Origin of the sequence: Vibrio tarriae (genome assembly GCF_002216685.1) — a bacterium.
Classification (GTDB): Bacteria; Pseudomonadota; Gammaproteobacteria; order Enterobacterales; family Vibrionaceae; genus Vibrio; species Vibrio tarriae.
In genome coordinates, this window is record NZ_CP022353.1 from 1266464 (window position 1) to 1285242 (window position 18779).

An 18779-nucleotide genomic window follows, 5' to 3' on the forward strand; every position below is an offset into this window, starting at 1 on the left:
TTAGTGACGAGAACGACGGACTTTGATGGATTGTGCCAGCATGTCGAGCATCATGGCGGTATCATCCCAGCCTAAGCAAGGATCTGTGATTGAAAGTCCATAAGTCAGGTTATTGAGATCGTGCATTGGTTGATTGCCTTCCACAAGGAAGCTTTCCGCCATGATGCCCGCAATTTTGTGGCTGCCAGCTTCAATTTGCTGGCAAATATCGCGCGCGACATCCACTTGTTTCCGGTGTTGTTTTTGACAGTTCGCGTGGCTGAAATCCACCACTAAACGCTCTGGTAAGTTGAATTGCGCCAACTGCTGGCAAGCTTCATTTATCGAAACCGCATCAAAGTTCGGTCCGCTGTCACCACCACGCAGAATAATATGACCAAATGGGTTACCACTGGTACGGTAAACCGTCATACGACCATTCTTATCTGGCGAATAGAAGTAATGTGACGCTTTGGCCGCGCGGATCGCATCAATCGCGATTTTCACATTACCGTTAGTGCCATTTTTAAAACCCACAGGGCAGGAGAGCGCAGAGGCCATCTCACGGTGAATTTGCGACTCAGTGGTACGCGCACCAATTGCGCCCCACGTGATGAGGTCAGCGATGTATTGGCCTGTGATCATATCAAGAAACTCGGTCGCGGTAGCCAATCCGAGCTTGTTTACATCAAGCAGCAATTTTCGCGCTTTATTGAGACCGGTTTCTAAAGCGTAAGAGCCATCTAGATTTGGATCGGTGATCAGTCCTTTCCAACCCACCACAGTACGTGGTTTTTCGAAATAGGTCCGCATCACCACAAAAAGCTCATCAGTATAGTTTTCTTGTAGCGCAGCAAGGCGGCGAGCGTAGTCGAGTGCGGCATCGGTATCATGCACCGAACAAGGCCCCACTATCACTAATAGGCGATCATCTTCACCGGTAAGAATGCTTTCAATTTGGCGACGAGACTGCGCAATCCGTAGCGCAACTTCATCAGTAATTGGATGTGCGTGACTTAATTCTGCCGGAGTAGGCATAGGTCCCAATGCTTGGGTTCTTAATTCATCGGTTTTCAGTGGCATAGGAGCGCCTGTCCTTTTATTGCGAAGCGCTAAAGATAACGAATTTGTCAACGAGAATAAACCATTACGCCGAAAACAGCTGAGGAAAGGGGTGTAAATTGAAGTAAAAATCGAGCATTTGACCAAACCACCTGCGTAACCCCATCACAACCAAGCAGACTTATTCCTTCACTTTGCTCAGAAATCGTCTTGATTCTGCATTTTGTTAACATTTATTTGACATTTATTCAGCGATCGATTGAAGTGGTCGGACAACTTACTATTGCGGAGTTTTTATGCTGTCACCCTTAGCAAAAGCCAACCTCTATCTTAATCTGTTCGGCTTTTTCAAAGTTCCTTTGATCTGGGCGTGTCGTCCGAAAATTCTTTCGCTAAACGATCAAGCGGTTGAGGTGCGTATCCCTCTGAAAAGACGCAATAAAAATCACCTCAATAGTATGTATTTCGGTGTACTTTCGGTGGGCGCCGATGTCGCGGGCGGTTACATGGCGATGCACAAAGCCAATCAACGTGGTAAATCGGTTTCCTTGGCGTTCAAATCGGTGAGAGGCGAATTTCACAAACGCCCAGAAGCGGCGGTGCATTTTCATTGTGTGGAAGGTGAGAAGATTGATCGTATGCTAGACGAAACCGCGCGCACCGGAGAGCGGGTTAACCAAGAAGTACACATTATTGCTACCTGTCCTACGCTGCATGGTGATGAGCCAATGGCGGAGTTTTGGTTAACCCTTTCACTGAAAATCGCTAAGTAAGGGGGATAGATTCGATATCCACAATTCGACTACGGTTCAACACGATTTTCCAGCGGTAGTAAGTCGGCTCACCTTTATGGTGTTTTTCTTTCACGATCAGATTTAACAGATGGCGTTTTTCCACCGATTCGCGACTGACTTGTCCGTTGTTGAGCTGATAAATATGATTTGAGCCTTTATCCATCTGGCGCATGATGGCGCGCAAATCAATCATCATGGTTTCTCGTGTCTCTTCATAGCCACTCATAAAACGGGATGTCGACATTTCCGTATGAGAACGATAATGCAGGATCTGCTCTTCACGCTGCACAATACGTTTTTTCCGAATCGCTTGAATGCGATCCGGCAGCTCACTTAGCTTTTTGTAATCCAGCCACTCTTCTTTGTCGCCCACTTGCTTACCGGTCGTCGGGTCGAAGTAGTGACGTCGCCATTTTGCTTTTCCTTTGCTTATCCAGCGCCACAGCATATCGCGCAGGTCGTCTTTAAAGATTTCCCGAAGAGCATAGATAAAGGACATAGCAATGATGAATGAGGCGGTAATTTCTCCCCAGTAATCACGCGCGGAAATGGCGGTAATGGTCACTGCCACCATCACTAAACCTGTGGCTAAACCTTTCACCGCACGTTTGGTGTTATTCCCCAGCGATGACACTTTTTCATTGAGGATGACCGGGTGCTCAATCAGGCGGCGCAGTAAACGCATTTTATTACTGAGACGAGTAATATCTTGGTTGGCCTTATCTGAGTTGTACTGGTTAAGGGTGCGATGTGCTTGCTCTTTCTCAACCAGCGTTATCAACCGGTCTTTAATGGTTTTGTATTCATTATCACGGGTCATGTGCGCAATCATGGATAAGAAGCTCTGCTCAGTGTACCAAGAGAGGTAGTTATCAATGTTGGCGTAGTAACGCTTGAGTTGCTCTTCGTAAGGAATACTGCGGCGCAGGCGACGCAAAATATCCAGCGACAGCTCAATCACGCTATCGACTTCTTCTGCCGTCACCGTATCGCTGGTGTTGTTGAGCTGAGAAACCGCTTTATCCAACGCAATCACATACTGATAAGCAAACAAGCTCAAGCTCACCCGATATTGGGTTGTGGAGAGATGGCCACGTTGGGCAAGGCGGCTGTGAACCAGAGGTAAAAGGATCTGGTCGCTGTAATAGGCACGTTGCTGGTGGATTGAACTGTAGAAAAACTCCGACTCCGAAATCACTTCGGGTGAAATATCCAACTCACCAGGAATAAAGAGATAAAAATGAAGATCGAGCTCTTTACTGCCCGTCATCTGGCTGACAATCGTCAAGGTTGCCGCATCTTGCTGCTGTACGGTAATCAACGAAAACTCCTGTAAAAATTGCCCGATTTATTGCTCGAATGCGAGAAAGCATAACAGAGATAACGTATAATCTCTGCAAATTTGCTGTGAGACAGTTTTATATGATTAACATTGGTCAAATTAATAGTTTAGAAGTGGTGAAATTCGCCGAATTTGGTGTTTTTTTGGATGCAGGAGAATACGGAACTACCTTGCTGCCTAAGCGTTTCGTGCCAGAAGGTATTGAAATTGGGCAGTTTATTGACGTTTTCTTGTATTTTGACTCTGAAAACCAACTCGCGGCCACAACTGAAACGCCAATCGCGCAAGTCGGCGAGTGGGGCTTAATGAAGATCGAGGGAGTAAATAGCACTGGGGCGTTTGCCAACTGGGGCATCAAAAACAAAGATCTGCTTATTCCATACAGTGAGCAGCGTGCCCGTTTTACCGCTGGCCAAACCGTCTTAGTTTACGTCTACACCGATAAAGCATCGGGGCGTATTGTCGGCACAACCAAGTTCAACAAGTGGCTTGATAAAACACCAGCGAAATACACGCCAAACCAACAAGTTGATTTACTGATTGCGGAACGTTCTGAACTTGGCTTCAAAGCGATTGTGAATGGCACACACTGGGGCATGATCTTCTCCTCAGATGTCTTTGGCAAACTGTTCATCGGTAAGAAGCTCAAGGGCTACATCAAGAGTGTACGCGAAGATGGCAAAATCGACCTGTCCCTGCAAAAAGTAGGGGTAGAAAAAATGGATGAGCTCAGTACTAAGATCTTAGAAACCTTAGAGAAGAAAGGAGGTTTCTTACCGCTGAGCGATAAATCGACACCTGAAGCCATTTTTGCCACTTTTCGCACCAGTAAAGGCACGTTCAAAAAGACCATCGGCGGTTTGTATAAGCAAGGCAAAATCGTCATTGAAAATGATGGAATTCGTTTAGCCTAACCCTCTCTTTCATAAAAAGAACCCGAAAAAAAGGCCCAAAACGTAAGGTTTTAGGGCCTAGGGGAATGGCTCCAAAGAGCCTACGCTAATGGAAAATCTAGTCAGTTGCTTAGTTCTAAGCCTAGTACAGATACTGAAATTAGCGACAGGTTTTTAGAATTTCATACTATAGTTCAGCCAATCAAAATAGATTTTTGTCTCTAACTAGCTCTCTTGGCAGTCCATTCTTCACGCGATTGCCTACCCATTTTCCTAACCCAATCACATCGTTAGCGTAACGGACAATCACTTCACCTTGACCACTTTGTCCTTCTGGTCTGACATCTCTGCCCATAAACCATTCTCGTGCTTGCGTGGTATCCAGTTCGACACTGTGACTCGCACTTGAGGATGCAAGACAAGTCGCCACTTGATGCTGCCATCGATAACCCGATTTATGTGCTTCAGCAATTTTGATTCCCATACGAGAAAAGCGCAGCTCACCCAATAAGGGCTCTAAAGCTTCGGGGAATAGCCACACATCGTTATCGCGCAGCCAGACCTGTGAATCTGAGGGCAGCTCTACGCCAAGAGACTTTTGAAGTTGCTGAGCAATCTCAGCTTGCTGCTTATGGCTTGCTTTGTTAAACGGAAACTTGCCTAATCGCTTGTTGACCTCTGGCGTTGGCACGGAGGCTAGTTTACGAATTTTCGCGACAAAAAAGCCTTCACAATCGTACATTTGCGGAAAAATGTGCAGGAAGCCTTCTTCGGTAAGGGCGAGCGATGCGTGCTCAAACAAATTCCCCAGTGATTCAAAGCTAACCGCATCACCATATGTCTGCTTTAAGTGCCAGCACACTTGCTGATTCTCTTCACGGCTCAAAGTACAGGTTGAATACACCAGCGTGCCGCCCACTTTGAGCGCCTGAAATGCGCTTTCAATTAAGGCTTTTTGAGTGTTGGCAATACTTTGAATCGACTCAAGGCTCCAGTTTTTCATCGCATCAGGATCTTTGCGAATCGTACCTTCACCAGAGCAGGGCGCGTCGATCAACACCGCATCAAAACGCTCAGGCAACCAACCTCCAAACACACAACCATCAAAATTACTCAGTGCGGTATTACGAATCCCACAGCGCTCAATGTTGGCGTGCAGCACTTTCACTCGGCTTGCGGAAAATTCATTGGCAACCAACACGCCTTGGTTGTCCATCAAGGCTGCCATTTGCGTGGTTTTCGAGCCCGGAGCCGCCGCCATATCCAACACAGAGTCATAGTGCGCATTCCCCATAAACAGGGCAGAAACAGGCATCATCGAACTGGCTTCTTGGATATAAAACAGCCCAGCCATATGCTCAGCGGTATTACCTAGCGGGACTAAGCTTTCATCGGCATCAATCCAAAACCCATTCTCACACCAAGGTACTGACGTCAGTTGCCACTCTTTCTCAGCGGCGCGCTGACAAAACTCTGCGACAGAAATTTTGAGTGTATTAACGCGAATACTTTTGCGCAGAGGCCTTTGGCAAGCTGCAATAAAATCAGCAAGCTGAGTGGGATCTGGCAGTATTTTCGCCATCGACGCGATGAATGGTTCGGGAAGGGAAATGTTCGGATGCACAAGCGAGTTCCGTAGATGAATAAGGGCGGCGATTATAACCAGATAAGGCGGTGACATAAAGGTTAGCTGAAAAGTAGAAAAGCAGCACAAGGCTGCTTTTCTTCACTTTATCTTTTGCGACTAAGGCTTAGGGATAGGTGTGCGCCACTTGGTCCATTCCTCTTGGGCTTGAGGGTAGAGGTAGAAAGTATGCCCTTCAGGCGCCGCCGGCGTTAGCTGTTTCTGCTCTGGCGTCGCGAAGGTGATCCCGCCGCGCAACATGCTGTCAAAAGTACCGGCTTTCACATTCGCACCAGTAATACCAATCGACATATCGAGCCCAGAGACATTCCAGAATACGCTGTTTTGACGCAGCAAATAGGTGTACTGCGGAGCAATACGAATGGTGGTGATCACGCGGTCGGCAAATTCACCTAAACGCACATCAATCACTTTGCCCACTTCAATATCACGATACAGAATCGGGGTACCCACACTCACCGAGCCGCGTTTTTCACTCTGCAAAGTGTAAGTATTGCCAGCACCACCATGGCGCGCCTCTTTGTGCAGTTCAAACTCAAAACGACTTTCACCATTGCCAGGTTGTACTTCAATGCTTTGTCCCAACAGGTTCTGCACGTTTTCAATACCGCTTAGGCCAATTTTGGCTTGCGAAAGCCAGAATTGTGAATTCTGCTTGGCAATTTTCGGGGCGTATTGTGGCTCGATGCGCGCGGCGAGTTTGACGAAATCCGATTCAAAATCAGGAATGATTTCAAATACCTCGCCAATTTGTACGCCTTGGTATTGCACTGGCGTGCCCACTTTGACTCCCAATGTGCCAAGTGCGGTCAGCGTGATTTTCTCACCATAACGACGTGCATGATCATAGTCGCTGTAGAGTTTCCACATCGAACCGACTTTGTTTTCAATTCCGGGCAGATTATCAAAGGCGATGCCACCGCGGATCAGAGTTTGTAATGGTGCGGCTTTTACATCTACGCCATCCATCGACGCTTTGATTTCTACGCCTGAGCGGTTCCAAAAGACCGTATCTGGCGTCAATAAATGCTGATACTGCTTTTCGATGGTCGCTTCAATCTGTACGCCTTTAGGCGTAAGAGTAAAGCCCGAGATACTGCCGACTTTCAAATTGCGATACAAAAGGGGAGAGCCAGCATTGATTGAAGGCAGTTCATGAGCAAACAGCGTTAATGAGCGAGAGCCAGACTGATTGTATTTCGCCAATTCAGCCAGAGACTGACTCGAGTAGAGTCGATACTGTTCAAGCGGTGTGCTACTGCCTTCACTGGCAAAACTGATCGACCCAAGCAACAGTTGTTTCGCAGGTGGAATAGAAACAGAAAGCCCCGACTCCGTAAGCTCAGCCGCCGCACTGCCAGTGACATAGAAACGGTTTTGGGAGCGGATCAACGCGCCATATTGCTCATCAATCAATACGTTAAACTCAACATAATCGAGTTTGAGATTCACAGCTGTGACGCTACCTACCGCTACGCCGCGATACAAAATCGGGGTACCCGCTTCTAAACCAAATGCGTTATCTGCCACGAGATTGAAGCGGATGCTGTTGGAGCGAGCATACTTAAACTCATTTTTGCGTACGGCCTGAAAGTTACGCGTGCGCTCTCCGGCTCCGGGGATCAGGGTGAGGTAGTTACCCTTCACAAGATTGGTCAGGTTTTCTACCCCAGTTAAAGAGACTTGTGCTTCTTCAAGGACAAACTGGCTGCCGCGATTCAGCATATCGCTAAACGCAGGCTGAATCGCAGCAGAGGCCACGATACTTTTGCGGTTTTCGGCCAGCTGCAAATCAGTAATTTGGCCAATTTCAATACCACGATACATGATGGGGGCGCCGGACGCCGAGATGTTATTGTCATCCGGTAAAGTGATCGATACCGCAATACCGCGCCCCGCGGTTTTTAAATCGCGATAGAGACGAAACTGCGCATTTTGTTCTACGGGTTTGCCTTCATCAGGTGAGTCGACCGCAATCGAGCCGCCAATCAGCGCGCTTAAGCTTTCTAGACGAACATCGACTCCTTCAAAGCCGATACTGGCACCAATACCACTCACGTTCCAAAAACGGCTTTCCGTATTAATGATGTGTTGGTACTCCTCTTTGATCGAGGCTTGGATAATCACCGACTGCGCATCATCATCCAACTGATAGCTAAACACTTCACCAATCGGGATTTTTTTATACACAATCTGCGAGCCGACCGAGATGCCACCCAAATCGCGAGCTTTGAGAGAAATGGTCAAGCCGCGTTGTGCCAGCAGATCCGAGGGGGCTGAGTCCAGCGCTTGATATTGTGTTGGATAATCCGCTTGATGCGTTGAACCCGGTTGGATCGCAATATAGTTTCCCGACACAAGGGCATCTAGCCCAGAAACGCCGGATAAACTTGCCGTCGGTTTGACCATCCAAAAACGCGTTTCATTGGAGAGAAGCTTGGTGGCTTCCGGATAAATATCCGCCTCGACGTAGATACTATCCAATCCTTCGGAGAGTTTGATGTCGCGCACCATCCCCACTTCCAATCCTTGATAGCGAATGGTGGTACGTCCTGCGATTAAGCCTTGCGCGTTTTCAAAATGGATTTGAATCCGCACTCCCGCATCATGCACCGCTTTAAACACCAGCCAACCCGCTAAAATCATGGTCACTATGGGTAAAATCCACAACGGAGAGATGCCCCGACGTTTGCGAATTTCCGGTGTGTATGACGTTTGCGTTGTATTTTCTTGACTCATTCAAACAACCTATTGTTGAGTACGAGTGGAGTCGGGCTCATCCCACAGTAAGCGCGGATCTAAACTTTCCGCGGCTAACATGGTGAGCACCACGACCATACCAAAAGCGACAGCCCCGTAACCGGGAGTAAAATCGAGGATCTGACCTCGGTCAACCAATGTCAGCATGATAGAGATGACAAACAGATCCATCACCGACCATTTACCAATCCATTTGATGCCACGATAAATCATCATACGTTGGCGCTGATGCATGTGGCGTTTCAGTTTGATGGCCATTAAGAGATAGGCGAGGCCAATAATTTTGATCACGGGAACCACAATACTGGCAACAAAAATGATCAGCGCAATACCCCACATGCCATTTTTCACAAGCGAAGCCACACCAGAAAAAATCGTATCTTCCAAGCGCTGACCATTGGTGATCAAAATAGAAATAGGGATCAAGTTAGCAGGAAAAATCGCCACCGTAGCTGCTAAAACATAAGCCCATGTTCGTTCTATAGAGTTAGGTTTTCTGTGGTAAAGCTTGTGCTGACAGCGAACACAGTGACCATTTTCTGGCTGTGAAAGATGGCAGTTATGGCAATGCACCTGCTTGACGGGCAAATCATATTCCGTTTCAGCTTGCCAGGTTTCCCAATAGCGGCGAGTACTGATACGACTGAGCAGTAAGACCGTAAACAGTTGTAGAAGCACCAACCCTAACAATCCGGGACCGATAAAAATATCTGAGTAATCTTTTAGCTTAAAGCAGGACACGGCCACGCTAACCAGAAACACATCGATCATAACCCAGACTTTGAGATGATGAATAAAGAGCAGTGAGTAACGCAGCGTCTGAAAGTAGCGAAAACGCAGGGCAAGATGAGCACTGACCACACTCAAACATAAAACCAGTGGCGCAATCGAGCTACAAAACAGCACCAATAACGCCAAGGCGATGTAACCTTCATTCCACAAGGCGAATACGCCTTGCGGCAACGTGGCTGGGATCATCACACCAAACAGTCGAATATCGATGTAACTGAAAAAGTGGGAAGGAATAAACAGCAGCAAACAAGTGACCGCAAGAGCAAGATCGCCGGAGAGAGAAGGGCTACCGCCACGATAGAGTAGCGTGCCACAACGGGGGCAATGAGCGCTGTGGGCTTGGTCAACCGTAATCGCATCAATAGGCAGTTCGCAGCCAGGGCACAAACGAACTTGACCCGACTGCGATGCATGATGAGATAAAGAGGATGAGGAGGTCATAGGCGGACAACACCATAGGAGCCGCCATTAACACCATTAGTAACACCATTAGTGCTGCGACTGAATACTCCCATAAAGGGTTTGGTACAAGCCTTCTTGTTCGAGTAACTCGTGGTGAGTTCCTGACTGGCTGACATGTCCATCTTCCAATACATAAATTAAGTCCGCTTGTTTCACCGCAGAGAGGCGATGGGCAACAATCAAGGTAGTTCGACCATGCAAAAACTTTGACAACGCAAGGTGCAATGCGGCTTCAGTAGCCGTATCCAAGGCGGAAGTGGCTTCATCCAAAATAACGAATTTTGGATTACTCAGCACCATGCGCGCAATCGCTAGCCGCTGTCTTTGTCCGCCTGACAATCGAATGCCATTACGACCAATTTGGCTCTCTAACCCTTGGTCGAGTTTGGTGATCACATCTTGCAGTTGGGCGATGTCCAACGCTTGCCACAAGGCATCATCGCTAAATTGACCACCAAGGGTCAGATTATGCCGCAAAGTGTCATTAAACAGTATAGGTTGTTGTAAAACAACGGCAATTTGATCGCGAATCACATCAAAGCTAATGTCATCACAGTGTTGTCCATTAAAGCGGATTGCGCCACTTTGCGCGCGATAAACGCCAATTAAGAGCTGAATCAGCGTCGATTTCCCTCCGCCACTGGCTCCGACTAACGCCACCTTTTTCCCCGCTGGGATATGAAGTGACAAATCATTCAGTACTTGGCTTTCACCATCGTAGGAGAAATGGATATTGTTGATCTCAATATCGACTTCTCCCGGCTGAGTAAAGGGATTGACTTTGCTGATGGGTCGGTACTCTTCTTCTAGCTCTAATAAGCTATTGATTCTTTTTAAAGCGGCCTTAGCGGCATACCAAGAAAACTGGATACCCAACAGCTCTTGCACTGGGCTGAGCATAAACCACAAGTAGCCAAACACCGCAAAAATCTGGCCTATGGTGAGGTCACTGAACACCACCATTAACATGGCTACGGCACGAAACAGCTCAAAACCGAGTAAAAACAGTAAGAAGGAGAGGCGACCAGCGGCTTCAGATTGCCATGCGTATTTGTCAGCATTTTCGCGTACTGCGTCAGCATCGCTGATAAGGCGGTTGAGGAACTCGCGCTCCTTGTTTGCGGCACGCAACTGATAGATACCATCTAACGTTTCCACTAAGCGGTTTTGAAAACGCTCAAACGCTTGGTTTTCGCGTTTTTTCAAATGTTTAACTTGGCTGCCCAGCATTCGAGAAAAGTAGATAACAATGGGGTTCACTAACAGAATAAACAGGCCAAGTCGCCACTCCAACCAAAGCAATACAATGGCGGTACCAATCACAGTAAGCAAAGAAATCAAAAACTTACTCAGTGTCGAGCCAATAAACTGGTCGATAGTTTCAATATCTGTGATGAGGTGAGCGTTAATCCCGCCACTGCCGCGCGTTTCATACTGACGAATACTGATCCGCCCCAGCTTTTCAATCATCTTACGGCGCATTTCGTAAGTGATGGTTTTGGAAACCAAGGTAAACTGACGACTTTGTAGGATATTCAACAACTGACTGGCAATACGCATCACCACCACCATCAGCAAAGTCAGCATGATGTAACCCGTTGCGGTCTGCCACCCTTGTGGCAGGAACTGGTTCATCACCTCCACACCTTTTGCCGGATGATTGAGCAGCACTTCATCCACCATTAACGGCATGAGCAGTGGGATAGGAACACTGATTAGCGTCGCGACGACGGCAATAAAGTTAGCAAACAACAGTTTGGCGCGATGTTTTTTTACTTGAGTTATCAGCCAAGAGCGGCTAATAGTGTCGTTGAAATACGTCATATTAATGAGAATGCATCCTATTTTAGTGATGCGCATTGTACGTAGTTCGCGAAGTGAAGTCTTTATTTTTCAAATGGAAGTTATTATGAACCTAGAACAGTACCAACGCCTCACCAAGCAAGCGGTCGCTTTATTAGAAGGTGAAACCAATCTCATCGCAAATCTTGCCAACTTAAGTGCGTTACTGAATATGGAACTCACCGAGCTCAACTGGGTGGGTTTTTATTTAATGCAAGAGAACGAGTTGGTGTTGGGCCCATTTCAGGGCAAACCCGCTTGCGTGCGCATTCCCGTAGGCAGGGGAGTTTGTGGTACTGCAGTTGCAGAAAATAAGGTTCAACGTGTATACGACGTTCATCAATTCGAAGGTCATATTGCTTGTGATGCCGCGAGTAACTCAGAAATCGTTATCCCATTCTCGATTAACGGAAAAGTCGCCGGAGTGTTGGACATTGACAGTCCAAACATTGGTCGTTTCAGTGAAATTGACGAGCAAGGCCTAACCTATTTGATGAGCGAAGTAGAAAAGCTGCTCAATTCACAGGCTAATAAGGCATAAATTGCCCTTTGCCTGTGGTTTTTCCTTTGCAGGTCTTTATAATACCGCACATATTTACACATCAATGTTTGGCGGGCAGCCGCAATAACCAGGAATCCTCATGGAAAACACTGAAAAGTTAAAAAACAGCAAAGAAGTGATCGCGTACATTGCTGAATGTTTCCCTAACTGCTTTACTTTAGAAGGTGAAGCAAAGCCTCTGAAAATTGGTATTTTTCAGGATCTTGCTGATCGCTTGAATGACGACCCTAAAGTAAGCAAAACTCAGCTTCGTGCCGCGTTAAGACAATACACCTCTTCTTGGCGTTATTTACATGGTGTAAAACCTGGCGCAACTCGTGTTGATCTGGACGGCAACCCTTGTGGTGAGCTGGAAGAACAGCACGTAGAACACGCACAAGCGGCACTAGCGGAGAGCAAAGCTCGCGTAGAAGCTCGTCGTAAAGAACAAGTAAAGAAAGTGCGTGAAGAAGCGAAAGCGAACAAGCCAAAGGCGAAAAAGCCACAGCAAGCTCGCCGTCCGCAAAACGCACCGAAAGTGGAGAAAAAGCCTGTAGAAACTCGCGCACTGGCTGCGTCTGAGCTTAACGTTGGCAATCAAGTCAATGTGAATATGGGTAAAGGCAACATGGCTGCGACCATCGTTGAAGTCAATAAGGAAGATGTGCGTGTTCAACTTGCCAACGGCCTACAAATGGTTGTGAAAGCGGAGCACTTGCGCGCATAAAGGAGATACTCCTACGCATGAAATGCCGTTCAAAAATATCTCTGATTGCTGCTAGCCTATGGCTGGCAGCCTTTTCAGCTCAGGCTCTAGAAGCCAAACTCAAACCAGAAGATCTCCCTCTTCTTGTTCCTGAAGCTCAACACGCAACGGCAGCGAAACGTGTTACCTCACGTTTTACCCGTTCTCATTACAAACAATTCAATTTAGACGATCAGTTTTCTCAAGCCATGCTTGAACGCTACCTTGAGATGCTGGATTACAGTCGAAATATCTTTACTCAAGCGGACATAGACAGCTTCAAAGCTCGTTCTTTGCAATTGGATGACCAATTAAAAGCGGGTGATAATCAAATCGCTTACGATCTGTATAACCTGTCAATGGAAAAACGTTTTGAGCGCTTTCAATACGCACTTTCTCTGCTTGATCAAGAGATGACGTTTGATGCTGATGAGTCTATTGAGCTTGATCGCACGAAATCGCCTTGGCCGAAAGATCTTAAAGAGATTAACGAGCTTTGGAGACAACGAGTTAAATACGATGCGTTAAGCTTGAAACTGGCAGGTAAAGAGTGGCCAGAAATCAAAGAAACGCTCGATAAACGCTACAACAATGCCATCAAGCGCCTCACTCAGACAAAAAGTGAAGACGTATTTCAAACTTACATGAATGCGTTTGCTCGTGAAGTTGATCCGCATACCAGCTATTTGTCACCGCGTAACGCAGAACAATTCCAATCTGAAATGAATCTCTCGTTGGAAGGGATTGGTGCCGTGTTACAAATGACCGACGATTACACCATCATCCGCTCATTGGTTGCAGGTGGTCCTGCAGCATTGAGCAAACAATTGGGTGAGGGTGACCGCATTATCGGTGTCGGTCAAGAAGGCGAAGACGTGGTTGATGTAGTCGGTTGGCGCTTAGACGATGTCGTTCAACTGATTAAAGGACCTAAAGGTAGCAAGGTGAAACTGCTCGTGTTACCTGAAGGCAAAGACGCAAAAAGTCACGTTGTCACTATTGTGCGAGACAAAATTCGCTTAGAAGATCGCGCCGTAAAATCTGAAGTGATTGAAAAAGCAGGGAAGAAAATTGGTGTACTAGAAGTACCGAGTTTCTACGTTGGCTTAGCTCAAGACACGGAAAAACTACTGGCGGAGCTAAAAGCGAAAAAAGTCGACGGCATCATTGTTGATTTACGCAATAACGGTGGTGGTGCATTAACCGAAGCTACCGCGCTTTCTGGTTTGTTCATTACCAGTGGCCCTGTAGTTCAGGTGCGTGATAGCTATGGTCGAGTCAACGTTAACTCGGATACCGATGGTAGCATTAGCTATAGCGGACCAATGACCGTGCTGATTAACCGCTACAGTGCATCGGCTTCAGAAATCTTTGCTGCCGCAATGCAAGACTATGGCCGCGCGATCATTCTCGGTGAAAACTCATTTGGTAAAGGTACCGTACAGCAGCATCGCTCTCTCAATCATATCTATGATTTGTTTGATAAAGAGCTTGGCTACGTACAATACACGATTCAAAAATTTTACCGTATTGATGGTGGTAGTACCCAAAACAAAGGTGTCGTTCCTGATATCGCGTATCCAACCGCGATTGACCCTTCCGAAACAGGGGAAAGTGTTGAAGATAACGCACTACCGTGGGACAGCATTGATAAAGCAAAATATGAGCGTTTGAATAACTTCAACACCATCATTGCTAGCTTGGAAGCTAAACACCAACAACGTGTCGCGAATGATTTAGAATTTGGTTTTATCGAGCAAGATATTGCGAAATACCGTGCAGAGAAAGATGACAACCTACTTTCGCTGAATGAAAAAGTACGCAAAGAAGAGAGTGCTAAGGCTGATGAAGAGCGCTTAGCTCGCATCAATCAACGCCAAAAAGCGTTAGGTAAATCGACCTATGCGAGCTTGCAAGATATACCGAAAGATTATGAAGCACCGGATGCTTATCTCGATGAATCGGTTAACATTATGCTTGACATGATATCCCGCTAATTCATTGATTTACTTTATCTTTAATCAAAACGGACCTCATGGTCCGTTTTTTTACACTTTTTTAATTCGTAAAATTAATGTGATGAACATCAAATAATTTCGCATTTCATGCACTCAATGCCTACGCTTACAAAAAATGTGAGGAGAAGTGACATGAAATGGATATTTACTTGCGTGATGAGCTTACTTTTTACCGCCTCATCACCGTTTCTCAGTGCAAATAATCTTAGCCGTGCCGACTTAACTCAATTTGATCAACCTTTATTGCTCGGCGACTGGTATTTGCTCAATCCCAACCCAGAGCAATCTAGCGAAAACTTTCGAGTCATTAAGCTCAGTTTGGCTTCGGACTACCATTTCTCGATTGATATCCAAAAGAAAGATTTCAGTGTTGACCACTGGAATGGCGCTTATTCTGCAGATGAGAAAACCCTTATTCTCGGCCTAGATAGTTCAGATCCCCAAACTTACCAGTATGAAAATAACCATCATTTGCTGACATTGAATGGTGTAACCTTCACTAAAGGTTTACCCAATACCTTGGCCGGTAGCTGGAGCAGTGCACATATCAAAGATCTTGATGGCGAAAGCCTTGATCAAAGCCTGATCCAATTAACCTTACAGCCAGATTTTATCTTCTCTTTCCACATCACTAATCAAGATGGTAACGAGGCTACCCATCGCGGCGTCTATTACACTGAAGGTAATCGCTTGGTTTTGCTCTATTCGGAAGGTGAGCACGATACCCGTTATGTGCTCGATCAAGATAGACTCACCTTGGAAATTGATGACAGCATGACGGTCGTCATGAACCGCGTGCAATAACACTCATGCGGTATGCCACCTGTTTTGATAATGGGCGGCCAAAAAGCAAAAGTGGCAGGGAGTTTACAGATAAACTCCCTGTTTTTTTGCGTTCAGGGCTTGTTATTCATTCACTGCGGCCTAAGATCTTGCTTCAATAACGCTTTTCTTCCTGTATTCATTAACGTCACAGAACATAAAGTCAAAAGGATCACGACAATGGCTCACACACCTCAAGCCAAATACCGCCTTGATTACCAACCGCCTTCACACACCATCACCGATATCGATTTGGTGTTTGATCTATACGATGATGCGACTCTGGTCACCGCTGTCTCTCAAGTAAAACAGCAGCAGGAGAGCAATACCTTAATTCTTGATGGTGAAACGCTTGAACTGAAAGCGCTCAAAGTCGATGGCCAGGATTGGCAAGACTACAGCGTAGGTGAAGCTTCCCTTGAAATTCGTGGTTTGCCGAGTGAGTTTACTCTCACCGTCGTGACAAAGATCAATCCGCAAGCCAACACCGCTTTAGAAGGTCTTTACAAATCAGGTGGTGCATTTTGTACCCAGTGTGAAGCCGAAGGCTTTCGCCGCATTACTTATTATTTGGATCGTCCGGATGTTCTGGCGCGTTACACCACAACGGTTATTGCCGATAAAGCGCAATATCCTTACTTACTGAGCAATGGTAACAAGATTGCACAAGGCGAGCAGGAAGCGGGGCGTCATTGGATGAAATGGCAAGATCCTCATCCCAAACCTGCGTATCTGTTTGCTTTGGTGGCTGGGGATTTTGATGTGCTGCGCGATCAGTACGTCACACAATCGGGCCGCCAAGTTGCGCTAGAAATTTTTGTCGATAAAGGCAATTTGGATCGCGCTGGTCATGCCATGACGTCACTCATCAACTCTATGCGTTGGGACGAGCAACGTTTTGGCCTTGAATATGACCTCGACATTTACATGATCGTGGCGGTGGATTTCTTCAATATGGGCGCTATGGAAAACAAAGGGTTGAATATCTTTAACTCCAAGTTTGTACTAGCCAATGAGAAAACCGCCACCGACACCGATTACCTCGGGATTGAAGCCGTGATTGGTCACGAATACTTCCATAACTGGACGGGTAACCGTGTGACATGCCGTGATTGGTTCCAATTAAGCTTGAAAGAGGGCTTAACCGTATTCCGCGATCAAGAGTTCTCTTCAGACTTAGGCTCACGAGCCGTCAACCGAATTGGAAATGTGCGCATCATTCGAGGCCCGCAATTTGCTGAAGATGCTAGCCCAATGTCGCATCCAATCCGTCCGGATAAAGTGATTGAAATGAATAACTTCTATACCCTGACCGTTTATGAAAAGGGCAGCGAAGTGATTCGAATGATGCACACCTTGCTAGGTGAAGAAAAATTCCAATGTGGCATGAAGCTGTACTTTAAACGTCATGATGGCACCGCAGCCACTTGCGAAGATTTCGTGGCAGCCATGGAAGAAGCTTCTGGCATCGACTTACAACAGTTCCGTTTATGGTATAGCCAGTCCGGTACTCCGACGCTTAAAGTCAGCAGTACTTATCATGCCGCAAGCCAAACTTATGAGTTAACTGTAGAACAGCATACCGAGCCCACTCACGAGCAGAAAGAAAAACAACCACTGCATATCCCGCTGGATATTGAACTGTATGCGCCAAACGGCGATGTGATTGCGCTACAGTGTAACGGAAAATCTGTTTCTAACGTGTTGGATGTGAAACAAGCTAAGCAAACCTTCCGCTTTGAACAGGTCAAACAGCCGCCGATTCCGTCACTGTTGCGTGAGTTTTCTGCGCCTGTGAAATTGGAATACGCCTACAGTGATGAAGAGCTGATTTTCCTGATGGTGCATGCTCGTAACGAATTTGCACGTTGGGATGCAGGGCAGATGTTACTTGCTAAATACATTCGTACCAACGTAGAACGAGTCCAACAAGGTCAACCTGTCGAATTGGCAGAGTCGGTGATTGACGCGTTCCGCGGCGTGTTACTCAGTGACAACCTCGACGCTGAATTTGTGGCCGAAATGCTCTCGTTACCAAGCCATAACGAAGTGTCAGGCTGGTATAAGCGTGTGGATGTTGATGCGATTGCCCAGGTGCTCACCTCACTCAAAACCATTTTGGCGACCGAGCTAGAAGATGAGCTCAGTGCAACCTACCATACGTTAAAACAAGATACTTACTCGATTGAACATGCGGCGATTGGTAAACGTACGCTGCGCAACGTGTGTTTGAGCTATCTTGCCTACACTGCTCAAGGTAACGCGTTGGTACAAAAACAGTACGCTCAAGCGAACAACATAACCGACACCATTGCGGCCATGACGGCGGCTAACCAAGCGCAGTTGGCGTGCCGTGAAAGCTTGATGCAAGACTACAGCGAGAAGTGGAAACACGATGGCTTGGTAATGGATAAGTGGTTCACGCTGCAAGGCTCAAACCCATCACCACAAGTATTAGATGTGATCCAGCAAGCCATGCAACATGAAGCGTTTAGCTTGAAAAACCCGAACCGTACTCGCAGTCTGATTGGGGCATTTTTAAATGCCAATCCAGTCAATTTCCACGCGAAAACTGGGGAAGGCTATCGCTTTGCTGGACACATTCTGCGTGAACTTAACAGTAGTAACCCACAAGTGGCTTCACGTTTGATTGACCCATTACTTAAATTCCGACTCTACGATGAACAGCGCCAAGCACTGATTAAACAAGAGCTGGAGCAATTAAAAGCGATGGATAACCTCGCGCGTGATCTGTTTGAAAAAGTCAGCAAAGCGCTGGAAGCATAAACCAAACTCAATAGGTAAACTCGGTGGCACTCTGTGCCACCTTATTTTCCAATGAACTATTATTTTTTCTCGCTAAACATTTCTTATCAAACCTTTGTTACGCATTACTCGGGCGTAGCAAGTCATGTCATGGTCACCACCGAGCAAGGTTTGCGTTTACAACTCCCTGCAACACGTTTGCGTCCATTTTTAAGCCAAATTGGAGTAAAAGGTCGATTTCGATTAACAACTGACCAAAATAATCGTTTCGTTAAGTTAGAAGTTCTGTAAAAGCATTATTTTGTAGTGGTTTAAA

14 protein-coding genes are annotated in these 18779 nt (G+C 46.5%); 8 read left to right on the forward strand and 6 right to left on the reverse strand.

What is annotated here, in order from left to right; all coding sequences use genetic code 11:
• Complete coding sequence (locus tag CEQ48_RS11490; RefSeq protein WP_089071336.1) at window positions 1-1062, reverse strand: 3-deoxy-7-phosphoheptulonate synthase; 1062 nt, start codon at window positions 1060-1062, stop codon at window positions 1-3.
• A 275-nt stretch (window positions 1063-1337) separates the two neighbouring features.
• On the opposite strand from CEQ48_RS11490, the gene CEQ48_RS11495 reads away from it, so the two are divergent.
• Window positions 1338-1814 (forward strand): PaaI family thioesterase, encoded by a 477-nt coding sequence (locus CEQ48_RS11495; RefSeq protein ID WP_089071337.1) that lies wholly within the window; start codon window positions 1338-1340, stop codon window positions 1812-1814.
• Here CEQ48_RS11495 and CEQ48_RS11500 read toward each other — a convergent pair.
• Window positions 1807-3156, reverse strand: coding sequence for a hypothetical protein (locus CEQ48_RS11500; RefSeq protein ID WP_000633837.1), 1350 nt, complete (start codon window positions 3154-3156; stop codon window positions 1807-1809). The two genes, CEQ48_RS11495 and CEQ48_RS11500, sit on opposite strands and share 8 nt — an antisense overlap.
• Before the next feature lie 101 nt (window positions 3157-3257).
• Here CEQ48_RS11500 and CEQ48_RS11505 point away from each other — a divergent pair, with 101 nt between their 5' ends.
• Window positions 3258-4091, forward strand: coding sequence for a CvfB family protein (locus CEQ48_RS11505; RefSeq protein WP_000608142.1), 834 nt, complete (start codon window positions 3258-3260; stop codon window positions 4089-4091).
• A gap of 181 nt (window positions 4092-4272) precedes the next feature.
• On the opposite strand, the gene rsmF is transcribed toward CEQ48_RS11505, so the two are convergent.
• From rsmF to CEQ48_RS11525, 4 genes are all read right to left on the reverse strand, one after another.
• A complete protein-coding gene (rsmF, locus tag CEQ48_RS11510; RefSeq protein WP_198301269.1) occupies window positions 4273-5694 on the reverse strand; it encodes a 16S rRNA (cytosine(1407)-C(5))-methyltransferase RsmF in 1422 nt (473 codons plus the stop codon).
• Window positions 5695-5814: 120 nt separating this feature from the next.
• The gene (locus CEQ48_RS11515) at window positions 5815-8454 is read right to left on the reverse strand and encodes a PqiB family protein (protein ID WP_069503002.1); all 2640 of its coding nucleotides are present in this window, start codon (window positions 8452-8454) and stop codon (window positions 5815-5817) included.
• 9 nt (window positions 8455-8463) lie between these two features.
• Window positions 8464-9708, reverse strand: a complete 1245-nt coding sequence (locus CEQ48_RS11520; RefSeq protein WP_046126737.1) for a paraquat-inducible protein A — start codon at window positions 9706-9708, stop codon at window positions 8464-8466.
• A gap of 48 nt (window positions 9709-9756) precedes the next feature.
• A complete protein-coding gene (locus tag CEQ48_RS11525) occupies window positions 9757-11553 on the reverse strand; it encodes an ABC transporter ATP-binding protein (RefSeq protein WP_001913555.1) in 1797 nt (598 codons plus the stop codon).
• Between the two features lie 85 nt (window positions 11554-11638).
• Between CEQ48_RS11525 and msrC the strand changes: the two genes are divergently transcribed.
• From msrC to CEQ48_RS11555, 6 genes are all read left to right on the forward strand, one after another.
• Window positions 11639-12112, forward strand: coding sequence for a free L-methionine (R)-S-oxide reductase MsrC (msrC, locus tag CEQ48_RS11530; RefSeq protein WP_001911403.1), 474 nt, complete (start codon window positions 11639-11641; stop codon window positions 12110-12112).
• Between the two features lie 100 nt (window positions 12113-12212).
• Window positions 12213-12839 (forward strand): RNA chaperone ProQ, encoded by a 627-nt coding sequence (gene proQ, locus CEQ48_RS11535; RefSeq protein ID WP_000432038.1) that lies wholly within the window; start codon window positions 12213-12215, stop codon window positions 12837-12839.
• A 17-nt stretch (window positions 12840-12856) separates the two neighbouring features.
• Window positions 12857-14854 carry a carboxy terminal-processing peptidase gene (gene prc, locus CEQ48_RS11540; protein WP_089071339.1) on the forward strand — a complete coding sequence of 666 codons (1998 nt, stop codon included), beginning with the start codon at window positions 12857-12859 and terminating at the stop codon, window positions 14852-14854.
• Window positions 14855-15007: 153 nt separating this feature from the next.
• On the forward strand, window positions 15008-15679 hold the full coding sequence (locus tag CEQ48_RS11545) for a hypothetical protein (protein ID WP_000871123.1): 672 nt from the start codon (window positions 15008-15010) through the stop codon (window positions 15677-15679).
• A 198-nt stretch (window positions 15680-15877) separates the two neighbouring features.
• Window positions 15878-18484: an aminopeptidase N gene (pepN, locus tag CEQ48_RS11550; protein ID WP_089071340.1), complete on the forward strand. Its 2607-nt coding sequence runs from the start codon at window positions 15878-15880 to the stop codon at window positions 18482-18484.
• Between the two features lie 51 nt (window positions 18485-18535).
• Window positions 18536-18754: a DUF2835 domain-containing protein gene (locus tag CEQ48_RS11555; RefSeq protein ID WP_001110339.1), complete on the forward strand. Its 219-nt coding sequence runs from the start codon at window positions 18536-18538 to the stop codon at window positions 18752-18754.
• Window positions 18755-18779 lie beyond the last annotated feature (25 nt).

Excerpts from the sequence above, each read along its gene's own strand:
- CEQ48_RS11490 (WP_089071336.1), bottom strand. The coding sequence starts at position 1,062 with ATGCCACTGAAAACCGATGAATTAAGAACCCAAGCATTGGGACCTATG.
- CEQ48_RS11495 (WP_089071337.1), top strand. The coding sequence starts at position 1,338 with ATGCTGTCACCCTTAGCAAAAGCCAACCTCTATCTTAATCTGTTCGGC.
- CEQ48_RS11505 (WP_000608142.1), top strand. The coding sequence starts at position 3,258 with ATGATTAACATTGGTCAAATTAATAGTTTAGAAGTGGTGAAATTCGCC.
- CEQ48_RS11515 (WP_069503002.1), bottom strand. The coding sequence starts at position 8,454 with ATGAGTCAAGAAAATACAACGCAAACGTCATACACACCGGAAATTCGC.
- CEQ48_RS11520 (WP_046126737.1), bottom strand. The coding sequence starts at position 9,708 with ATGACCTCCTCATCCTCTTTATCTCATCATGCATCGCAGTCGGGTCAA.
- CEQ48_RS11525 (WP_001913555.1), bottom strand. The coding sequence starts at position 11,553 with ATGACGTATTTCAACGACACTATTAGCCGCTCTTGGCTGATAACTCAA.
- msrC (WP_001911403.1), top strand. The coding sequence starts at position 11,639 with ATGAACCTAGAACAGTACCAACGCCTCACCAAGCAAGCGGTCGCTTTA.
- proQ (WP_000432038.1), top strand. The coding sequence starts at position 12,213 with ATGGAAAACACTGAAAAGTTAAAAAACAGCAAAGAAGTGATCGCGTAC.
- prc (WP_089071339.1), top strand. The coding sequence starts at position 12,857 with ATGAAATGCCGTTCAAAAATATCTCTGATTGCTGCTAGCCTATGGCTG.
- CEQ48_RS11545 (WP_000871123.1), top strand. The coding sequence starts at position 15,008 with ATGAAATGGATATTTACTTGCGTGATGAGCTTACTTTTTACCGCCTCA.
- pepN (WP_089071340.1), top strand. The coding sequence starts at position 15,878 with ATGGCTCACACACCTCAAGCCAAATACCGCCTTGATTACCAACCGCCT.
- CEQ48_RS11555 (WP_001110339.1), top strand. The coding sequence starts at position 18,536 with ATGAACTATTATTTTTTCTCGCTAAACATTTCTTATCAAACCTTTGTT.